Source organism: Gordonia sp. YY1, from assembly GCF_009872315.1.
GTDB lineage: Bacteria > Actinomycetota > Actinomycetes > Mycobacteriales > Mycobacteriaceae > Gordonia > Gordonia amicalis.
Genome location: NZ_WXYI01000001.1, coordinates 463,755 through 478,737 on the forward strand (window position 1 = coordinate 463,755; position 14,983 = coordinate 478,737).

Consider the following 14,983-nt stretch of genomic DNA (forward strand, 5'->3'; position numbering starts at 1 on the left):
CCCAACCACTACACCTGAAGTGATTGGAGTGAGCATGCGAGAACTCGTGTACTACGTGGCGGTGAGCCTCGACGGGTACATCGCGGGACCGGACGGACAGTTCGACGCCTTCCTCGTCGAGGGCGACCACATGACCGGCATCAACGAGCGCTTCCCCGACACGATCCCCACCGACTACGCATCGGCCCTCGGCATCGACCAGAGCGGCGGTGGCTTCGACACCGTCCTCATGGGAGCCAACACCTACGCCGTCGGACTGCCGGAAGCTCCGAGTCCGTACCGGCACCTCGACCAGTACGTGTTCACCCATCACCCGATGCAACCGGTCGACGGGGTGACATTCACGGACCGGGATCCCGTCGAGCTGGTGCGGGAACTCAAGCCCCGGGAGGGCAAGGACATCTGGTTGTGCGGCGGCGGATCCCTGGCGACGCAGTTGGCCGCCGAGATCGACCGACTGGTGCTCAAGCGGCAACCGCTGCTGTTCGGCAACGGCACCCCGTTGTTCGCGCCGGGGTCGTATGCGCCGGGTCGGTTCGAACGGGTCAGCAGCCGGGAGTTCGAGACCGGGGTGACGTTCACGGAGTACGTCCGCGCGTGACCCGCTCACATTCTCCGTGTGCGCGAAACCAAAACGCACCACCGGGGTCCGGTGGTGCGTTGCGGTTCTTTCAGTGGTGGAGCCTAGGAGATTCGAACTCCTGACATCTGCCTTGCAAAGGCAGCGCTCTACCAACTGAGCTAAGGCCCCGTGCCGACCGAGAACGGGTCGACGGGTGCGAATCGGAAGTCCGAAAACTTCGGTGTCGCAGTGGGCCTAGGAGGACTTGAACCTCCGACCTCTTCGTTATCAGCGAAGCGCTCTAACCGCCTGAGCTATAGGCCCTTGAACCGAGAAGTGAGGTTACCCGACGGATCCCCGACCAGCCAAAACGGCTGGTCAGGGGCTCGACTCAGTCGAGGTCCGCGAGGGTCACCTCGGCGCCGCCGACGAGGTCGGCACAGATGTTGTAGATGTAGCTGCCGACCGTCGCGATGGCCGTCAGCAGAATGGCGTTGATGGCCCCCAGCAGGGCCGCCACGCCGAAAACGGTGCCGGCTCCGATGACATCCCCGGCGGAGCTCGATTCGTCCGCCACGAGCGTTCCGAAGCTGTTGTTGACCTGATCCCAGATACCCATGCCGTCGAAGATCAGGTACAGCACGGCGATGGCGATCATCCAGATGAAGAACCCGACGAACGACAGCACCGCGGCGATCTTGAAGGTCGCCCACGGATCGATCCGGCGCAGTTGCACCGCCGCGCGCAGAGCCGTGCCGGCTCCGACCTGACGCGGAGCCGACCGCGGAGGAACCTTCGCCGGCGCAACGGCCGGCGGCGCCTCCGGCGGACGCTTCAGATCGGCCGTGTGGTGGATCTGATCGAGATCGGGCAGATCCTGTCCGGGCAGGTTCTCCCGGTCGATCGTGCTCGTCGGCGACTCGACGAAACCGGGCTCGTCGGTCGCGACGGCCGAACCCGGTCGCCGTGGACTGTCGAGCTTGGTGACGGGAGCCTGCTGGCCGCTCATGCTGGCGGCGGCGGTGCCGCTGTTGGTCACGATGCCGCGCGGCGGCGGACCGCCACGGTGCTCTTGCGGCGGGCCGCTCCGATTCTCCTGCGGCCGGCCGTCGCGATTGTCCTGTGCGTTCGGGCGCGAGTCGTCCTCACGCCCGAACGCCTCCGTCGGCGCGGAGCCCGACGAATCCTCGACCGGTCCACGCTGCCACGGCGGCACCAGCCCACCGGTCGGTGTGCCCGAACCGGGACCGGACGGGCGCCCGTTCTTTTCCTGGTTCGGCTCGTTCGGTGTGCTCACAGGCAATCCCTCACTCTGGCGTCACTGCCGATGGACATCGACGCGTCGGGTCACTTTCTACCGTCACCGACTGGTCGGCTGCACGTGTTCTCAACCCTAACGCCTACTCCGAGGCGTCCGTCTCCTCCGGCTCGTCGGCGTTGCGGGCGATCGCGATGACGGTGGTGCCCTCGTCGAGGTTCATAAGACGCACACCCTTGGTCTGGCGTCCCGCCTTGCGGACCTGCTTGGCCGCGGTGCGGATGACACCGCCGCCCGAGGTGATCGCGTACAGCTCCGAGTCGTCGTCGACGATGAGCGCGCCGATGAGTTCACCGCGCCGGCGGTCGTGGGCGATGGTGAGCACACCCTTGCCGCCACGGCCCTGGACGGGGTAATCGTCCATACCGGTGCGCTTGGCGTAACCACCCGACGTCGCGACGAGCAGGTAGGTGTCCTCGCGAACCACGTTGAGCGACAACAGGGTGTCGTCGGCGTTGAACCGCATGCCCTGGACACCCGACGTCTGCCGGCCCATCGGACGCAAGGCCTCGTCGTCGGCGTGGAAGCGGATCGACTGACCCTTCTGCGACACGAGCAGCAGATCGTCGTCGGCACTGCACAGCTGGGCGCCGACCAGTTCGTCCTCACCGCGCAGGTTGATCGCGGCGATGCCGCCGGAGCGGTTGGAGTCGAAGTCGACGAGCTTGGACTTCTTCACCAGACCGTTGCGGGTGGCGAGCACCAGGTACGGCGCGTCCTCGTAGGTCTTGAGCTGGATGACCTGCGCGATGCGTTCCTCCGGCTGGAAGGCCAGCAGGTTGGCGACGTGCTGACCGCGTGCGGTGCGGTTGGCCTCGGGCAGCTCGTAGGCCTTCGCCCGATAGACCCGGCCCTTGGTGGTGAAGAACAGGATCCAGTCGTGCGTCGAGCACACGAAGAAGTGCTTGACGATGTCGTCCTGCTTGAGACCCGCGCCCTGGACGCCCTTGCCGCCGCGACGCTGGCTGCGGTAGAGGTCGGTCTTGGTGCGCTTGGCGTAGCCGGTCTCGGTGATCGTGACGACGACATCCTCACGCGCGATCAGATCCTCGTCGCTGACATCACCGTCGGCGGCGATGATCTTGGTGCGGCGCTCGTCGCCGTACTTCTCCACGACCTCCTTGAGCTCGTCACGCACGATGGCGCGCTGACGCTCCGGCTTGTCGAGGATGTCCTTGTAATCGGCGATCTCCAGCTCGATCTCGGCGAGTTCGTCGACGATCTTCTGACGTTCCAACGCCGACAGGCGACGCAGCTGCATCGCCAGGATGGCGTCGGCCTGGATCTCGTCGATGTCGAGCAGCTCGATGAGGCCGGTGCGCGCGGTGTCGGTGTTGGCCGACCGGCGGATCAAGGCGATCACTTCGTCAAGCGCGTCAAGGGCTTTCACCAGACCGCGCAGGATGTGTGCGCGTTCCTCGGCCTTGCGCAACCGGTACCGCGTGCGCCGCACGATGACGTCGATCTGATGCGCCACGTAGTAGCGGATCATCTGGTCGAGACGCAGGGTGCGCGGCACCCCGTCGACGATGGACAGCATGTTGGCGCCGAAGCTGGTCTGCAGCTGGCTGTGCTTGTACAGGTTGTTCAGCACCACCTTGGCCACCGCGTCACGACGCAGCGTGACCACGATGCGCATGCCGACGCGGTCCGAGGACTGGTCCTCGATCCGGCTGATGCCCTTGAGCTTTCCTTCGTTGACCTGCTCGGCGATCGACTGGATGAGGTTGTCCGGGTTGACCTGGTAGGGCAACTCGGTGACCACCAGCGTGGTGGTGCCCTTGTTCTCCTCGATGTCGACGACGCTGCGCATGCGGATGCTGCCGCGGCCGGTGGTGTAGGCGTCCTTGATCCCCTGGCTGCCGACAATCAGTCCGGCCGTGGGGAAATCGGGTCCCTTGATGCATTCCATGCAGGCGGCGAGGGTGGTCTCGTCGTCGGCGTCGTGATTCTCCAGGGCCCAGAACACCGCGTCGGCAACCTCATTGAGGTTATGCGGCGGCATATTGGTGGCCATACCGACGGCGATACCGCCGGATCCGTTGATCAACAGGTTGGGGATCCGCGCGGGCAGGACCGTCGGCTCATTGGTCTTGCCGTCGTAGTTCGGCGTGAAATCGACTGTCTCCTCGCCGATGTCACGCAGCATCTCCATGGCGAGCGGGGTCAGGCGGGCCTCGGTGTAACGCATGGCGGCCGCGCCGTCGTTGCCGCGGGAACCGAAGTTGCCCTGTCCGTCGATGAGCGGATAACGCATCGACCACGGCTGAGCGAGACGCACCAGGGCGTCATAGATCGCCGTGTCGCCGTGGGGATGGTAGTTACCCATCGTCTCCGCAACGGGTTTCGCCGACTTCACGTAGCTGCGGTCGGGTCGGAAACCAGCGTCGAAGGATGCGTATAACAGTCGGCGATGCACCGGCTTGAGGCCGTCGCGCACCTCGGGAAGCGCGCGGCCCACGATCACGCTCATCGCGTAATCGATGTAGCTCTTCTGCATCTCCTGGCCGAGATCGACAGGTTCGATGCGGTCGCCTTCACCGCCGGCGGGCGGCAGGGTGGTGTCAGTCATTGTGGTTTCTTTCTCCGATCACTGCGAACTCAATCGATCCGTGATCAGACATCAAGGAAACGAACGTCTTTCGCGTTACGGGCGATGAAGCTTCGACGTGCGGCGACGTCCTCACCCATGAGGATGGAGAACAGTTCGTCGGCGGCAGCGGCGTCGTCGAGCGTCACCTGGCGGAGGACGCGCACCGCCGGATCCATGGTGGTCTCCCACAGTTCCTTGGCATTCATCTCGCCGAGACCCTTGTAGCGCTGGATGCCGTCGTCGCTGTTGATCTTCTTTCCGGCCGCACGGCCCGCCTCGAGCAGGCCGTCGCGCTCGCGATCGGAGTAGGCGAACTCCGGAGCCGACTTCTGCCACTTGAGCTTGTACAGCGGCGGCTGCGCCAGGAACACGTGACCGTGCTCGATGAGCGGACGCATGAAACGGAACAGCAGCGTCAGCAGCAGCGTCGAGATGTGCTGGCCGTCCACGTCGGCGTCGGCCATCAGCACGATCTTGTGATAGCGCAGCTTGGAGATGTCGAATTCGTCGTGGATGCCGGTGCCGAAGGCGGTGATGATCGACTGGACCTCGGCGTTCTTGAGGACGCGATCGATACGGGCCTTCTCGACGTTGATGATCTTGCCGCGCAGCGGGAGGATCGCCTGGTACATCGAATCGCGACCGGACTTGGCGCTACCGCCGGCCGAGTCGCCCTCCACGATGTAGACCTCGCACTTGGTCGGGTCGTTGCTGCGGCAGTCGGCGAGCTTGCCGGGTAGGCCGCCGATGTCGGTTGCGGTCTTGCGGCGCACCATCTCTCGTGCACGACGCGCCGCCATGCGGGCCTGTGCGGAGTCGGCGGCCTTCTTGATGATGATCTTGGCCTCGGCGGGATTCGCCTCGAACCAGTGACCCAGGTGCTCGTTGCAGGTGCGCTGGACGAAGCCCTTGATCTCGGTGTTGCCGAGCTTGGTCTTCGTCTGGCCCTCGAACTGCGGATCGGCGACCTTCACCGAGATCACCGCGGCGAGACCCTCGCGGATGTCGTCGCCGGTGAGCTTGCCGTCCTTCTCCTTGATCAGCTTCTTCTCGAGCGCGTACTTGTTGACCGTGCTGGTCAGCGCCGCACGGAAGCCCTCTTCGTGTGTGCCGCCCTCATGGGTGTTGATCGTGTTGGCGAAGGTGTGCACCGACTCCGAGTAACCGGCGTTCCACTGCATCGCGATCTCGACCTCGTGCCCCTCGCCCTTGGCGTTGAACCCGATGACGGTGGTGTGGATCGACTGCTTGGTGCGGTTGAGGTGCTTGATGTAGTCGACGAGCCCGTCCGGGTAGTGGTACGTGCGCGTCTTCGGCTTCGCCGCGGCCGCGGCCTTCTCGGTCTCGGTCTTGACCGTCTCGGCGACCTCGGTGGTCGGGGCGGCCTCGTCGTCGCCGTTGGCATCGCCCGGCGCCTCGACGGCCTGGGGTCGCTGGTCGGTCAGCGTGATGGTCAGACCCTTGTTGAGGAAGGCCATCTCCTGCAGACGCCGCGCCACGGTCTCGGCGTTGAACCGGGTGGTCTCGGTGAAGATCTCCGGGTCCGGCCAGAACCGCACCGTCGTACCGGTCTTACGGGTGGCGTCGCCCTTCTCCAGGGGACCCGGCTTGGCGTAGGAGTAGGTCTGCTCCCAGTTGAAGCCGTCGTTCGCGATCTCGAGCTCGACCTTGGTCGACAGTGCGTTGACCACCGAGATGCCGACGCCGTGCAGACCACCGGACACCGCGTAGGCATCGGAGTCGAACTTGCCGCCGGCGTGCAGCTGGGTCATGACGACCTCGACGGTGGGAACGCCGGTCCGGTGCATGCCGGTCGGGATGCCACGACCGTCGTCGACGACCTGGACGCCGCCGTCCTCGAGGAGCGTGACGTCGACGCGGCTTGCGAAGCCGGCCATCGCCTCGTCGACCGAGTTGTCGACGACCTCCCAGATCAGATGGTGCAGGCCGCGTTCACCGGTGGAACCGATGTACATGCCGGGCCGTTTGCGGACGGCTTCCAAACCTTCGAGGATGTTGATCGAGTCGGCGCCGTACTCTGACGGCTTCTTCTTGCTCTTCTTGGGTCCGGTGTCGTTGGTGTCGGCCACGAGGTGCGTCCGCTCCTGTTCTGCTCATCGGCGGATCCCAGGTACCCGGTATCCGTCGTCGATCTTCTCGACCAGGGGGCGGGCAGGGCGATGCGCACACAGGAATGCCCGGGACTTCCCGGGTTGCCTGAAGGCGACGGTCGATCTGCCGTTTGTGGTCCCCTGTCGGGACAACTCCTCACAGTGTACTGCCTGACTTGCCCAGGAACGTGCATCCGGGGCCGCTAACAGGCCCTCAGATCGATTATTTTGGACAGAGCCCGGTTCGATCGTGGCCTGGGGAGGAAAATCGGCTCACGGGGCGCATCGACTAGTAATGTGCGGGCGAGTCTGCTAGGCCCGGCTCACCCGTAGGTGTCACGGGGGCCCCTCCCCCGCACATGTCGCTCGCCTTTTCGCCACGACGGCCCCTTGGGCCCGCTGATGCGCAGGGACTTCACCACGCCGTCGCCGACCGCCGCCGCGATCTTCGCCAGGATCTGCGACTGCACGTACCGCAGCTGCGTCGCCCACGCGGTGGACTCGGCCTGCACGTGAAGTACGTTGTCCCGCAATTCAATCGGCTTCGCATGTGCGGCGATGTCGGCGCCCACGATCGTATCCCACATCCCGAACAGGGTGCCCTCGCCGATCTTCTCCTGCCAGCCGCGGTCCTTGGCCAGGCCGCCGACGAGACGACCGAACGGTTGGGGATCCCGCGCGTCCGGCCCCGACCCCGACCATCGCTTACGGCTCTGCGCACCCCTGGGTGTCCGGCGGACCGGAGACGCTCGACCGCGTCCCACCGACTTCCCGGCCGCCCGCGCCGCGGCGCGCGCCTCCTCGAGGGCCTTGCGGGCACGTTCGTATCCGCCGAGTTCGCCCGGCTCGATCGGCCGGTTCGACGGCTCCCCCGCCGCGTCGGGACGCGACCAGTGTGTTTCGTCACTCATCGGAGACCCCACTCACCGGTTCCTCGACCCGCTCGGTCACCGCATCCGTGTCGTCCCCGACGATCGTGGAGCGACGACCGTCCTCGTCGTCGAGGACGTCGACGAAGATGCGGCGACCACCGATCTCGGCCGGGATGTCATCGGCGACGGCGGCGGTGATCAGCAACTGCTCCGCGCCGGCGGTGAACTCCACGAGCTTCTCCCGACGCTTCACGTCGAGTTCGGCGAAGACGTCGTCGAGCATGATGACCGGCTCGATGCCCTCGGCGCGCGTCAACTCGACGGATCCGAGCCGCAACGCCAGCGCCAACGACCACGATTCACCGTGGGAGGCAAAGCCTTTCGCCACATCAGCGCCGAGGACGATGTCGATGTCGTCGCGGTGTGGTCCAACCAGGCACATACCTCGCTCGATCTCTTTGTCGCGCAGTTCGCCCAGTCGCGCGGCGAGGACCTCACTGATCGACTCGGCCGTGGCGGTGTCGAACTCGACCCCGCCGGCGGGCCGGTAGCGCAGCGTCGCCGGCCGTGAATGCGGCGCGATCGAGGCGTAGGACCGGGTGAAATGAGGTTCCAGTTCGGCCAGGACCTGCAACCGTGCAGCGGTCACCTGACCGCCGAGATCCGCGAGCTGGCCGTCCCAGACATCGAGGGTGCTGATGACCGAGTCGGCCTGGTCCCCGCCTCGACGCAGGGCCGCGGCCGCCGTCTTGAGCAGTGCCGACCGCTGTCGCAGCACCCGGTCGTAGTCGGCACGCGCGGCCACCCAGCGGGGACCGCGCTGCGCCACGAGTTCGTCGATGAAGCGTCGACGATCGCTCGGATCCCCACGGACCAGCGACAGATCTTCCGGGGCGAACAGCACGGTGCGCAGGATCCCGAGCAGATCGCGGGAGCGACGGGCCGGACTGCGGTTGATCGACGCCTTGTTGGCGCCTTCGGCGTTGATGCGCAGCTCCACCGTCAGTTCCCGGCCGTCGTTCTCGACGGTGGCGGTGACCAGAGCCGACGCGGATCCGGAGTGCACCAGCGGGGCGTCGGAACTCACCCGATGGGACCGCAGGGTCGCCAGGTAGAACAACGCCTCGAGCAGGTTGGTCTTGCCGAAGCCGTTCCGGCCGGTGAAGACCGTCGGGCCGGGCCGCAGATCGAGGTCCACAGCCCGCCACGAGCGGAAATCCCTCAGGTGCAGCTCACGAACGAACACTGTCGGTTGCGGTGATCGGCTGGGTGCGTGGTGCGGGTCAGCCCGGCAGGCGGACCGGCATCAGCAGGTAGCTGAACGCGCTCTCGGGGGCCACGAAGGCGCCGGATTCGTCGGCGACCGGATCCTCGCCGCTGGCCGGGCGCAGAACCGCCGGACGGCTCGGGGTGGTGAAACCGAAGTCGACGCTGTCGGCGTTGATCGCCGACAGCCCGTCCTGCAGGTAACCCGGGTTGAACGCAATGGTCAGCGGCTCGCCGCGGAACGACACCGGCAACTCTTCCTCGGCCTTGCCCGCTTCGTCGCCACCGGCGGTGAGCAGCACGGATCCCTCGGTGAACTCCATCCGGACCTGGGCGCCCCGCTCGGCGACCAACGCGACACGGCGGATCGCCTCGATCAGCGGAGCGCTGTCGATGGTCGCCACCGCGGTGTGGCTGGCGGGCAGCAGCTGACGGAACTTCGGGAACTCTGCGTCGAGCAGACGCGTGGTGGTCTTCTTGGTCTCGCCCAGAATGCCCAGGATGCCGTCGGATCCGATGGCGGCACCGGCGCCGAAAGCCAGCGAGACCACGCCGGTACCCTCCGCGCCGGCGGTCTTGGCACTCTCCGAAAGCGTCTTGGCCGGGACGAGAACCGCGCCCTTGGTATCGGGGTCCGAAGGCTCCCACTGCAATTCGCGCACCGCGAGGCGGAAACGGTCGGTGGCCGCGAGGACCACGGAGTTGCCCTCGATCTCCACTCGCACGCCGGTCAGCATCGGCAGGGTGTCATCCTTGCCGGCCGCGACGGCCACCTGCGAGATCGCCTCGGCGAACAGCTGCGACGGGATGGTGCCGGTGATCGACGGGACGTCGGGCAGCTGCGGGTAGTCCTCGACCGGCATCGTCGGCAGGGAGAACTTGGCGCTACCGCAGGTGATCGCGACGCGGGAACCGTCGAGGGTCACGTCGACGGGCTTGTTGGGCAGCGCCTTGGTGATGTCGGCCAGCAGACGACCGGACACCAGCACCTGGCCGGGCTCGGCGACCTCGGCGCCCAGGTTCTCCTGGGCCGAGACCTCGTAGTCGAATCCGGAGACGGTCAGACCGGTCTCGCCGACGTTGAGCACCACGCAACCCAGGACCGGTACCGGCGGACGAGAGGGCAGGCTTCGAGCGACCCAGGCGACGGAATCAGCGAACTCGTCACGTGCGACACGGAACTTCATGCTGGGAGGTTGCCCTTCTCTCTCGTGCGGATCGTCGGCATGCCGAAGCCGAAACGGCGGCATGGTCGATCACGTCCCACTTCCGGGAATCCCACTGTAGAACGCCACCGCCGATGCCGGGATGGTTGGGGCCAAGTCAGTCCGTCCGCGACGGCGGGGGCGCTCGGCCCGCGGATGGGTGTTGTGCACAGCCCTTCTTACAAAAGATTTCTCTTTAGAGAGGGATCCATCTCAGTAATAGGAACTGTGGAATCTGTGGACAACCGTGCCATCGGGCCAGTCGGACGGGGTACGGGGGTGTGTATGACCGGTGGACTGTCGTTGAGCCGAATCCCAAGAGTTTGTGGAGAAAACTTGTTGTTCGCGCGGCGTCCACCGACAGTGCACAAGTCTGCCCCTGTTATCCCAAGCCGGTGCACAGCCTTCGGACGCCGAAATCTGTCGTTCGTGATGGCCTGTCGAGTGCGGGAGAACACAGAAACTACGACGCGCGAGTCTCGACCCGGGGAGCAGAGTTGGGGTTCCGACCGGCCGGGGGTGACCTCGATACGCAGCCGGCGACAGACCCCTCGCGGGCCGTCCTCGGCATGTGCCGACAAACGAAACGCGCCTCCCGGGCCCGAGGGCACGAGAGGCGCGTGGAAAGCGGAGAAGAGAAGGAGCCCGCTCAGCCCACCGCACGCTGCTTGATACGCGCGGTGAGCTCCTGGACGTGGTCATAGACCTTGCGCCGCTCGGCCATCTCCTTGCGGATCTTGCGCTCGGCGTACATGACGGTCGTGTGGTCCCGGTCGAAGGTCTCACCGATCTTGGGCAACGACAGGTCGGTCAGCTCGCGGCACAGGTACATCGAGATCTGACGTGCCTGGGCGATGGACCGGGTCTTGCCGGGGCCGCGCAGTTCCTCGAGCGAGACGTCGAAGTACTCGGCGGTGATCGCCAGGATGCTGGCGGCACTGACCTCGAGGGTGCCCGAGTTCGGCAGCAGTGCCTGGAGAACGACGTCCGCGAGGGACTTGTCGAGAGCGGCGTCGTTGAGCGAGGCGAAGGCCGTCACGCGGATCAGCGCACCCTCGAGTTCGCGGATGTTGCGTTCGATCTTCGACGCGATGAGCTCGAGAACGTCGTCGGGCACGGCGATGTTGTCCATCTGCGCCTTCTTGCGCAGGATGGCGATACGGGTCTCCAGATCCGGCGGCTGAACGTCGGTGATCAGCCCCCACTCGAACCGGGTCCGTAGCCGATCTTCAAGCGTTGCAAGCTGTTTCGGCGGACGGTCGGACGAGATGACAATCTGCTTGCTGGCGTTGTGGAGCGTGTTGAAGGTGTGGAAGAACTCTTCCTGGATACCTTCTTTACCGACCAGGAACTGGATGTCGTCGACGAGCAGGACGTCGACGTCGCGATAGCGACGCTTGAACGCCACCCGTCGGTCGTCGCGGAGCGAGTTGATGAAGTCGTTGGTGAATTCCTCGGTCGAGACGTACTTGACGCGCATCCCGGGGAACAGACGCTGGGCGTAGTGCCCGGCCGCGTGGAGCAGGTGGGTCTTGCCCAGCCCCGACTCTCCCCAGATGAACAGCGGGTTGTACGCCCGGGCCGGGGCCTCGGACACCGCGACCGCCGACGCATGCGCGAAGCGGTTCGACGCACCGATGACGAAAGTGTCAAAGGTGTACTTGGGGTTCAGGTTTGCGCCGGAGGGAGACGGCGTGGTCGTCGGCCGCTCGGCGAAGTACGAGGCCCAGTCGCCCGACGGCCTCCCGGTGTCGGCGCCCGGTGTCTGTCCGGTACCGGGAGTGGCCGGGAATCCGGCACCGATGGCCGCACCCGGCACCGCGGAGTAGTCGGGCGCGACCGCCGCGCCGTTGACCGCGCGGGGTTCGGGAGCGGCCGGATCCGGTACGGGTTCGTCGTTGCGCGGGGTCGCGATGCGGACACCGAGATCGACCGGCTCATTGAGGTGACGACTCAGGACCGAACGGATGGTCTCCCGCAGATTCCGCTCGATCTGCTCCTGGACCAGAGCGGTCGGCACGGTGAGAAGAGCGAAACCCTCAGTGAGTGTGAGGGGACGAACCAGTGACAGCCACGCCTTCTGCTGGCGTGTCAGTGGTTCATGGTCACGTGCGGCTTCGTCGTCGTTGAGTTCGGCGACGACCTGCTGCCACACCTCACCGAATGTGTCGCGGTCTGAAGTCACGGGGCTGGCCTCCTGACCCGGAAAACTACCAGCGTTGACGAGGGCCGGGGCACCCACGTCATCAACCGCATCTCTCCACAGAGTTATCCACACCTGTGTACAACGGTGATGACGAACTTGGGACTTTGGTCGGTAACCTCGGTTTCCCAGGGACACATCCTGGTGTCCGGCAGGGGTTCGCGGCCGACGCTGTGACAGAACCTAACAGAGGTCTCGGCGGGGTACAAAGCGATCGGGACAATTGACTCGTTCGGACTGATTTTCGTGACTCAAGTGCTTCAGAACACACCTGGTGGGACACTGTTCAGCCGGCCCGACGACCGCGTTTGATTTGAGCGCGCGCTATCAGTAGTCTCGACTGGTCATCCAGGTAGCGGATTTGCGCGGCGTTTTGTCAAGTTCGCCGAGTTCATCACCGACACCAGTTCGGCACCGTCCTGGATCAACGACCAACGACAACATGTGGGTCACGTGCGGGTAACCGGCGTGCTCACAGGGAGCACAAGGAGTCACCGTGGCCAAGGGCAAGCGTACTTTCCAGCCGAACAATCGTCGTCGTTCGCGCGTGCACGGCTTCCGTCTGCGTATGCGGACCCGCGCCGGCCGTGCGATCGTCAGCAGCCGTCGTACCAAGGGCCGCGCGAAGCTCACCGCCTGATCGTCGGCTACCCACCGGATCCTCGCGGTCCGGTCAGCTGATCGATGACTGCGTCTTCTCATCGGATCTCTCGTGGATCCGACTTCTCACGCACCCTCAAGTCCGGTGCGCGGGTGAATGCTCGTGACTTCGTCGTACACCTGGCACCGGTCAGCTCACGGTGGCCGGATCCCACCGGGCTGCGACGCGATGTCGCCATGACAGGTGGACCCTGGCTCGGCCTTGTCGTGAGCAAGTCGGTGGGCAACGCCGTGGTCCGTCACGCCGTCGCCCGACGCCTACGGGCTGCGTTCGCGGCGACGAGACACCTCTGCCCGACCGTCGAGACCTACGTGGTGATCCGCGCCCGACGCGGCGCCGCGGACAGGACCAGTGAGGAACTGGCCGACCAACTGCGGTCAGCCTTCACCAGCCGCCGGGTCGCCGATATGGCGCACTCCGCGGCGGTACCCACCGGGGCCGGTGTCGGACGATGAGCGACGCCGAGCTGGATGACCGTGGATTGGTCCCCTCCCCCACTCGGGACCACTCCCCCACCCCGTCATCGTCGACGCCGATCACTCGGACCGACTCGCCCGCGCCGGCGGACGATCAGCACACCGTTCTGGCCCGGATGCGCCGAGGAGCCCACCTGCTCCCGCGCCGCACGGTCATCTTTCTCATCGAGCTCTACCGGACGTGGGTTTCGCCTCTTCGATTACCGACGTGCCGGTTCGAGCCGACCTGCTCGGGTTATGCAGTGGAAGCGCTCGAACGTCACGGTTTTCTGTACGGCTCGGCGCTGGCAACGATCCGGCTGCTCAAGTGCGGGCCGTGGCACAAGCCCGGATACGACCCGGTTCCGGACAAAGGTCCCCGTGAACTGTGGAGTGACTTCTGCAATCGCGTCCGTGAACTCTCCGGCGGGCAGCAGTCGGCCCACAGGGGCCGGACCCATCAGCCACCGTCCCGGCGGAACGATTCCACCTAGAGAACAACAAGTGAGGGGTATCTGACCCGTGCTCGACTTCATCTACTACCCGGTGTCCGGGATCATGTGGGTGTGGCACTGGCTCTTCAGCTATGTCACGCCCGACAGTCCCGGTGGCGACGGCATCGCCTGGGCACTGTCCGTGGTGTTCCTCGTGTTCACCCTGCGCGCGATTCTGTACAAGCCCTTCGTGAAGCAGATCCGCACCACGAAGAAGATGCAGGAGATCAACCCGCAGCTCCAGGCGATCCGAAAGAAGTACTCCAAGGATCGGGTCAAGATGACCGAGGAGATGCAGAAGCTCCAGAAGGAGCACGGCTTCAACCCCATGCTCGGCTGCCTGCCGATGCTGCTGCAGATCCCGGTGTTCATCGGTCTGTTCCACGTGCTGCGTTCGTTCAACCGCATGGGCACCGGCATGGGACAGCTCGGCATGAGTGCCGCCGAGACCCGTGCGCAGGGCAACTACGTCTTCAGCGCCGAACAGGTACAGAACTTCCTCGACGCCCGTCTGTTCGGCGTGCCGCTGTCGTCCTACCTGACGGAGCCGGTCACCGAGTTCCAGGCCTTCGTCAACCCCGGCGACCCCATCGACTTCACCCGTGTGCAGATCGCCTACGTCATCGTCCCGATGATGATCATCGCGTCGATCGCCACGCACATGAACTCGCGCGCATCGGTCGCACGTCAGCCCGAGGCGGCCCTCGAGAATCCGCAGACCCGGATGATGAACAACCTCGCGTTGTACGTCTTCCCCATCGGCATCCTGATCACCGGTCCGTTCTTCCCCGTCGCGATCCTCCTGTACTGGATGAGCAACAACATCTGGACCTACGGGCAGCAGCACCTGGTGTTCGGCAAGATCGCCAAGGAAGAGGAAGAGGCCAGGCGTCTCAAGCAGGAGAAGCTGAAGGCGAACGCTCCCAAACCGGGCGCACGTCCGGACCGTCCGAAGAAGCGCAACACAGCTGCCGACGCGTCGACCGCCTCAGAGTCGACGGGTGTGTCCATGATCAAGGCGGATTCGACCGACAACGCGGATTCGACTTCCGACTCCTCCCCCGACGGATCCTCCACGGCCGACGCCGGCCCGGGCGCCAAGCCGAAGCCGGGACAGAAGCCGACGCGCTCAGGCGCCGGCGCGGGCCCGGCCTCCAAGAAGCAACCCCCCAACCGGGGTGGGAAGTCCACCGCCAAGCGCGGTGGAAAGCGCGGCGGCAAACGATGACCGCACAGGACTTGT

The 14,983-nt window shown here is 65.6% G+C and carries 12 protein-coding genes and 2 tRNA genes; 5 read left to right on the forward strand and 9 right to left on the reverse strand.

Features of this window, described 5'->3' with window-relative positions; all coding sequences use genetic code 11:
- Window positions 1-34 precede the first annotated feature (34 nt).
- On the forward strand, window positions 35-601 hold the full coding sequence (locus BPODLACK_RS02130; protein WP_159404609.1) for a dihydrofolate reductase family protein: 567 nt from the start codon (window positions 35-37) through the stop codon (window positions 599-601).
- A 74-nt stretch (window positions 602-675) separates the two neighbouring features.
- Here the strand turns inward: BPODLACK_RS02130 and BPODLACK_RS02135 are convergent.
- The 9 genes from BPODLACK_RS02135 to dnaA form a co-directional block, all read right to left on the reverse strand.
- Window positions 676-751: transfer RNA gene (locus BPODLACK_RS02135), tRNA-Ala, on the reverse strand.
- A gap of 61 nt (window positions 752-812) precedes the next feature.
- A tRNA-Ile gene (locus BPODLACK_RS02140) sits at window positions 813-886 on the reverse strand.
- Window positions 887-953: 67 nt separating this feature from the next.
- Window positions 954-1,859: a DUF3566 domain-containing protein gene (locus BPODLACK_RS02145; protein ID WP_159404610.1), complete on the reverse strand. Its 906-nt coding sequence runs from the start codon at window positions 1,857-1,859 to the stop codon at window positions 954-956.
- A gap of 103 nt (window positions 1,860-1,962) precedes the next feature.
- Window positions 1,963-4,452, reverse strand: coding sequence for a DNA gyrase subunit A (gene gyrA, locus BPODLACK_RS02150; protein WP_024497928.1), 2,490 nt, complete (start codon window positions 4,450-4,452; stop codon window positions 1,963-1,965).
- A gap of 44 nt (window positions 4,453-4,496) precedes the next feature.
- Complete coding sequence (gene gyrB / locus BPODLACK_RS02155; RefSeq protein WP_024497929.1) at window positions 4,497-6,563, reverse strand: DNA topoisomerase (ATP-hydrolyzing) subunit B; 2,067 nt, start codon at window positions 6,561-6,563, stop codon at window positions 4,497-4,499.
- 344 nt (window positions 6,564-6,907) lie between these two features.
- Window positions 6,908-7,495, reverse strand: coding sequence for a DUF721 family protein (locus BPODLACK_RS02160; protein WP_159404611.1), 588 nt, complete (start codon window positions 7,493-7,495; stop codon window positions 6,908-6,910).
- Complete coding sequence (gene recF / locus BPODLACK_RS02165; RefSeq protein WP_159404612.1) at window positions 7,488-8,702, reverse strand: DNA replication/repair protein RecF; 1,215 nt, start codon at window positions 8,700-8,702, stop codon at window positions 7,488-7,490. The genes BPODLACK_RS02160 and recF overlap by 8 nt, the downstream gene beginning before the upstream one ends.
- Before the next feature lie 37 nt (window positions 8,703-8,739).
- Window positions 8,740-9,909 carry a DNA polymerase III subunit beta gene (gene dnaN / locus BPODLACK_RS02170; protein WP_006437505.1) on the reverse strand — a complete coding sequence of 390 codons (1,170 nt, stop codon included), beginning with the start codon at window positions 9,907-9,909 and terminating at the stop codon, window positions 8,740-8,742.
- 667 nt (window positions 9,910-10,576) lie between these two features.
- A complete protein-coding gene (dnaA, locus tag BPODLACK_RS02175) occupies window positions 10,577-12,112 on the reverse strand; it encodes a chromosomal replication initiator protein DnaA (protein WP_159404613.1) in 1,536 nt (511 codons plus the stop codon).
- Between the two features lie 514 nt (window positions 12,113-12,626).
- Here dnaA and rpmH point away from each other — a divergent pair.
- From rpmH to yidC, 4 genes are read left to right on the forward strand one after another with little or no spacing between them, the layout of a single operon-like run.
- Entirely contained in the window at window positions 12,627-12,770 is a 144-nt protein-coding gene (gene rpmH / locus BPODLACK_RS02180; RefSeq protein ID WP_006437507.1) for a 50S ribosomal protein L34, read from the forward strand.
- 44 nt (window positions 12,771-12,814) lie between these two features.
- The gene (gene rnpA, locus BPODLACK_RS02185) at window positions 12,815-13,246 is read left to right on the forward strand and encodes a ribonuclease P protein component (protein WP_159404614.1); all 432 of its coding nucleotides are present in this window, start codon (window positions 12,815-12,817) and stop codon (window positions 13,244-13,246) included.
- Window positions 13,243-13,740 carry a membrane protein insertion efficiency factor YidD gene (yidD, locus tag BPODLACK_RS02190; protein ID WP_159404615.1) on the forward strand — a complete coding sequence of 166 codons (498 nt, stop codon included), beginning with the start codon at window positions 13,243-13,245 and terminating at the stop codon, window positions 13,738-13,740. Before rnpA ends, yidD begins: the two co-directional genes overlap by 4 nt.
- Before the next feature lie 28 nt (window positions 13,741-13,768).
- Window positions 13,769-14,968 carry a membrane protein insertase YidC gene (gene yidC, locus BPODLACK_RS02195; protein ID WP_159404616.1) on the forward strand — a complete coding sequence of 400 codons (1,200 nt, stop codon included), beginning with the start codon at window positions 13,769-13,771 and terminating at the stop codon, window positions 14,966-14,968.
- Window positions 14,969-14,983: the final 15 nt, after the last annotated feature.